General features: G+C 71.9%; 5 protein-coding genes and 1 pseudogene. 5 read left to right on the forward strand and 1 reads right to left on the reverse strand.

All coding sequences use genetic code 11. From position 1 onward, the window contains the following. From KGQ19_RS51525 to mutM, 5 genes and pseudogenes are all read left to right on the forward strand, one after another. A pseudogene (locus KGQ19_RS51525) lies at window positions 1-398 on the forward strand (hypothetical protein); the annotation flags it as partial. Window positions 399-587: 189 nt separating this feature from the next. Next, on the forward strand, window positions 588-1,202 hold the full coding sequence (locus KGQ19_RS47135) for a YceD family protein (RefSeq protein WP_212021912.1): 615 nt from the start codon (window positions 588-590) through the stop codon (window positions 1,200-1,202). A gap of 4 nt (window positions 1,203-1,206) precedes the next feature. Next, window positions 1,207-1,380, forward strand: a complete 174-nt coding sequence (gene rpmF / locus KGQ19_RS47140; protein WP_015796566.1) for a 50S ribosomal protein L32 — start codon at window positions 1,207-1,209, stop codon at window positions 1,378-1,380. Window positions 1,381-1,405: 25 nt separating this feature from the next. After that, window positions 1,406-2,236 carry a ribonuclease III gene (gene rnc / locus KGQ19_RS47145; RefSeq protein ID WP_212021914.1) on the forward strand — a complete coding sequence of 277 codons (831 nt, stop codon included), beginning with the start codon at window positions 1,406-1,408 and terminating at the stop codon, window positions 2,234-2,236. A 125-nt stretch (window positions 2,237-2,361) separates the two neighbouring features. Beyond that, a complete protein-coding gene (gene mutM / locus KGQ19_RS47150) occupies window positions 2,362-3,234 on the forward strand; it encodes a bifunctional DNA-formamidopyrimidine glycosylase/DNA-(apurinic or apyrimidinic site) lyase (protein WP_212021916.1) in 873 nt (290 codons plus the stop codon). On the opposite strand, the gene KGQ19_RS47155 is transcribed toward mutM, so the two are convergent. Further along, a partial coding sequence (locus tag KGQ19_RS47155) for a hypothetical protein (RefSeq protein ID WP_212021918.1) occupies window positions 3,182-5,474 on the reverse strand: 2,293 nt, incomplete at its 5' end. The two genes, mutM and KGQ19_RS47155, sit on opposite strands and share 53 nt — an antisense overlap.

Raw genomic sequence — 5,474 nt, forward strand, 5'->3', positions numbered from 1 at the left:
CGGCGGCGGTCAACCCGTTCCTGTCCACCGGCGGCGGCGGGGCCGGCGGCGGGGGCGCGAGCACTTTCGCCACCGCGGACCTCACCGACTACGTCGTCGCCTCCGGCGGCTGGGGCGGCGGCGCCGGCTCGGTCGGCGTCGAGGACGGCGGCTCCGGCGGCCTGCCCGGACTCGGCGGTCGCGCCGGTGACTGCGTGTCCCAGGGCCAGTCGCTCAACCCCCCGGTGGCCCAGGGCGGGGACGCTACCGGCGGCTCCGCGGCGGGCAGCACCACCAGCGCGGTCGGCGGTACCGGCGGGACCGGGAACGCCGACGGGACCGGGGTCGGCGGGGACGGCGGCGGGGACAACGCGGACCCGCAGCCGGGCACCGACGGCGAGGTCGTCGTCAGCTACTGAGCGGACACTGAGCGGAGCCGCCGAGGGGCCTCGGCGGGAGCCGCCGCGGGGGGGCGTTCCCCAAGATCACCAGGCTTGGGTTTGGCCGAGGCACCGGACCTCGGCTATCGTGGACGTCTGCCTGCAGGCCGATCGGCTGACGCGCGCCCTTCGCCTTAAAGGTCCACCACAGACGACGATAGAGGGATCATGCCTGGCACGACGCCGAAGACTCCGGCGCAGCCCGACCCCCGTTCGCCGTACGTTGTGGACACCCACGACTTCGCCAGGCGCCCCGGTTCGATGCGCACCTTGCACGAGACCGTTCCGGCGCCGGAGCTCATGGGGGACAAGGACGGCGTGGCCAACGTGCCGGCGGGCTCGGACGTGGAACTCGACGCGCGCCTGGAAGCCGTCGTCGAGGGCGTCCTGGCGACCGGCACCGCGTGTGCCGCCGTGGCCGGGGAGTGCGTCCGCTGCCTGGAGCCGCTCGACCTCGAGGTCGAGGCCGACTTCCAGGACCTGTACTTCTTCCCGGGTGAAGACGCGGGAGGGGACGAGGACGCGGTGTTCCTCGTCAACGATCTGCTCGACCTCGAGCCGGTCGTGCACGACGCGGTGGTGCTCGCACTACCGTCGGCACCGCTGTGCCGGGAAGACTGCCAGGGTTTGTGCCCCGAATGTGGAGCGAACCTGAATGACGACCCGGACCACTCGCACGAGACCGCCGACCCCCGGTGGGCGGCCTTGGCGAACCTGAAGGACCAAGTAGCAAGCAACAGCGGTACGGCGCCGGTCGCCCCGCCCGCCCGAGACCAGGAGTAGGCCCGTGGCCGTCCCGAAGCGCAAGAAGTCCCGCAGCCGTACCCGTTCCCGCCGTGCCCAGTGGAAGGCCGCCCCGCTGACCCTGGTCGCGTGCGAGAACTGCGGCCAGACCAAGGTTCCGCACCACCTGTGTGCGAACTGCGGCACCTACGACCGCCGCCAGGTCGTCGAGGTCTGAGCCGGCGACGGCGGATCCGATAGCTGTGGCGTCTTCGAACAAGTCCGGCAAGGGCGGGACAGGAGCTTCCGCCCCGCCGGAAGTACTCATCGCCCGTCTTGGGCTGCCCGTGGACGCCCGGCTCATCGACCGGGCACTGACCCATCGCTCGTACGCGTACGAGAACGGCGGCCTGCCCACCAACGAGCGCCTGGAATTCCTCGGCGACTCGGTCCTGGGCCTGGTGGTCACGGACACGCTCTACACCACGCACAGCGAGCTGCCCGAGGGGCAGCTCGCCAAGCTGCGTTCGGCCGTGGTCAACTCCAAGGCGCTGGCCGAGGTGGCCCGGGGCCTGGGCCTCGGCGACTTCGTGAAGCTGGGCCGCGGGGAGGAGACCACCGGCGGCCGGGACAAGGCCTCGATCCTGGCCGACACGCTGGAGGCGCTGATCGGCTCGGTCTATCTGGACCACGGCATCGAGGTGGCCTTCGATTTGGTGCGCCGGCTGTTCGGCCCGCTGATCGCGACCTCGGCCACGCTCGGCGCCGGGCTGGACTGGAAGACCTCGCTGCAGGAGCTGACCGCGGTCGCAGGCATCGGCGTCCCGGACTACCGGGTCACCGAGACCGGTCCGGACCACGACAAGTTCTTCGAGGCCGACGCCTGCGTCGGCGGCACGGTCTACGGGCACGGCTCGGGCCGGTCGAAGAAGGAAGCCGAGCAGCAGGCGGCCGAGGAGGCCTGGCGGACCATCCGCGAGACCCACAAGGAAGCGCTGGCTGCCAAAGGCGTACTGCCGGGACCCGCGGGAGACCGCAAGCTGACGCACGGTCCCTATGACATCGAGCCGGACTCGGAGGCGGACGTCTCCTGACGCCTGGCGTGTTCTGCTCATAGTGTTCTGCTTGTCGCCGGTCGCGCTTCGCGGCCGGCGATTTGCTTTTCGGCCGGCATGGTCCGGGCCGCTTTCCGTGGGTGGGCTTCGATACGCTCTCCTGCGTGCCGGAACTGCCTGAAGTAGAAGTCGTCCGCCGTGGTCTGGAGCGCTGGGTGGTCGGCCGCACCGTCGCCGCCGCCGAGGTCCTGCACCCGCGGGCGACCCGCCGCAACGCCGCCGGTGCCGAGGACTTCGCCGCCTCCGTCGCCGGGCACACCCTGCTCAGCGCCGAGCGCCGCGGCAAGTTCCTGTGGCTGCCGCTCGGCGAGGGGGCGCAAGCCACCGGCGAGGCCGTCACCGGCCATCTCGGGATGAGCGGGCAGCTCCTGGTGAAGCCGTCCGGCACCCCCGACGAGAAGCATCTGCGCATCCGCTTCACCTTCACCGACGACGGCCCCGAACTCCGCTTCGTGGACCAGCGCACCTTCGGCGGCATGGCTTTGGAGAAGCTGGAGACGGACCGGCACGGCGTCGTCGTCCCGGCCTCGGTCGCGCACATCGCCCGCGACGCGCTGGACCCGGAGTTCGACGTCGACTTCTTCCACAGCGAGCTGCGCCGCCGGGACACCGGCTTGAAGCGCGCGCTGCTGGACCAGACCCGGGTCAGCGGTATCGGCAACATCTACGCCGACGAGGCGTTGTGGATCGCGCGCCTGCACTACGACCGGCCGACCTCGAAGATGCGCCGCCCGGACACCGACCGGGTGCTGGCGGCGGCGCGCGAGGTGATGGGCGCCGCCCTCGCCGTCGGCGGCACGTCCTTCGACAGCCTTTATGTGGACGTCAACGGCGAGAGCGGCTACTTCGCCCGGTCGCTGCACGCCTACGGCCGCGAAGGAGAGCCCTGCGAACGCTGCGGGACGGCGATCAAGCGCGAGTCCTTCATGAACCGGTCGAGCTTCTACTGTCCGAAGTGTCAGCGGCTGTCCCGCTGAGCGGGGGCCGCCGCCGGCCGCGGTACCAGAACGCGATGATCAGCGCCGCCCCGCACAGTCCCAGCAGGGCCATCGCCTGGCCGATCCGGTAGCCCGGGGGCCGGAAGCCCAGTCGCAGGGTGCTGCCGCCCGGACGGGCCGCCGGCAGGACCACCTTCATGATCCCGACGTCGGTGCCCTTGAGCTGTACCTGGTGCCCGTCGACGGTGGCCTGCCAGCCCGGCCACAGCAGCGCCGCGATCCGCATCTCGCCGGAGCCGGTGTAGCGCACGGTCTCGCCGACGCCGTCCTTCGCGACCGTGTCGGCCGTGACGTGCACGCTCGGCGCGGTGTACGAGACCCGGCCGTCCGGCCAGGGCAGCGGCTTGCGGCGGTTGAGCACCAGCGTGTGGTCGTCGAGCGCCTTCACGTTCCAGCCGGCCGGGACGGTCAGCGGCTTGGCGCTCTTCTTGCCGGGGACCTTCGGCGGGTTCAGCACGTCCCGGACGTGTCCCTGGGTCTGGAGCACCACGGTCTGCAGCCGCAGCAGGTCGGCGAGTCGGGCGGGGGAGTCGGTGTCGCGGCGGAACAGGTTGTAGTACAGGGTCTGGCAGGTGCCGCCGTAGTACGACATGCACAGGTGCTTCATATACGCCCGGTAGGAGACACCGGTGTAGTTGTTCAGGCTCGTCACCCCGGCCACCTGGAGCAGGCTGCCGCCGGGCAGGTCGTGCCAGACCCGGCGCCGGCCCAGCCGGTCGGCCTCGGTCAGCGGGTCCCCGACCATCAGGGTGTTGCCTTGATACAGCGTCCCGAAGTGCTGCTTCATCGAGGCCACGTCGTGCTGCGGGTGCCAGTCGGTGACGTTCTGGTTGGCCGGGAAGGCGTAGGCCTGGAAGCCCAGCACCAGCACCGTCCCGCCGACCAGCAGCCGGGACAGCGGGCGGCCGGCCCGCACCCGGCGCACCATCAGCGCGGACAGCGCGCCGACCAGCAGGGTCGCGGCGATGACGGTGTGCAGCCGGCCGGGCTGCGCCGACCAGGACAGGTAGCCGCCGACCACGATGATCGCCGCGGTGATCGCGGCGCGGCGCCGGGGCTGGTCGGTGCGCGGCGCCTCGGTGAGGGCCAGCGCGAGCACCACGCAGAGCCCGAGGTAGGCGTACTCGATGACGCGCAGCGGCCAGCGGAACAGCCAGATCTGCGACGGGCCGACGGCCATCGCCAGGTAGACGACCGCGATCAGGCCGACGCCGACCAGGGCCCGCGGCCGCTGCAGCACCCGCCGCCAGTCCAGCCAGGGCGCCAGCGGGGCGATGAACCAGGCCAGATACGTGGCCGGCACGGTCCAGAAGGCCATGTGCCAGGACACCGAATGCGGCAGGTAGGCCGGCGCGCTCAGGTTCAGCAGGTCGCCGACCCCGGGCACCAGGAAGCCGGTGTTCATGATCCCCGAGCCCGGCGAGCGGGTGGTGACCGAGGCGCTGAGCACCAGCGGCAGGAACACCAGGGCGGCGGCCGAGGCCGCGACCGCGCTGATCCCGGCCAGCCGCAGCACCGCGCGCCGGTCCCGGGCCATCAGCGACTCGGTGGCCAGCGCGGCGGCCACCACCAGCATGCCCAGCAGGCCGTAGGGGTTGCCGGTGGTGACGATCAACAGCCCGAAGATGATCGGCACCACCGGGTTCAGCCGGCCCCGCAGATACCGCCGCGCCGACCACCAGAAGTGCGCGGTCCAGGCGAAGCCCATGAGGCCGGAGATCCAGGAGGCGGTGTCGAAGTAGAGCGTGAAGCCGGAGAACGGCAGCGCCACCGCGACCACGGCGGCCGCGGCCCGGTTCGCGCGGTACTCGCGGCAGACCGCGTAGATGCCCAGGGTCAGCAGCACCAGGAACTGGGTCTTGATCACGATCGCCGCGATCAGCAGGTCGCCGCAGGCCGCGGTGAACAGCGCGTCCAGCAGCTCGACCGGGTTCCAGATCCCGAACAGCGCCTCGGCGGCGAAGTTGCCGCCGTTCCACATGCCCGGCACCAGCGGGTTCCAGTGCCCGGCCAGCAGATCGGCGCCGATCCGGTGCCAGACCGGCAGGAACTCGGCGGCGCTGTCGTCCCAGAGGTAGAAGAACCGGTTGGTCAGCAGCGGGATCTGCGCCAGCACCGCGACGACGACCGCGATCAGCGCGGCCGTCCCGCGGTCCGTGCGCGGCGCGGACCACCGGCGCCACCGGGCGCGCCGCGGGCCGCCGGGACCGGCCGGAGAG

This window comes from Catenulispora pinistramenti (genome assembly GCF_018274385.1).
Taxonomy (GTDB): domain Bacteria; phylum Actinomycetota; class Actinomycetes; order Streptomycetales; family Catenulisporaceae; genus Catenulispora; species Catenulispora pinistramenti.

Excerpts from the sequence above, each read along its gene's own strand:
- KGQ19_RS47135 (WP_212021912.1), top strand. The coding sequence starts at position 588 with ATGCCTGGCACGACGCCGAAGACTCCGGCGCAGCCCGACCCCCGTTCG.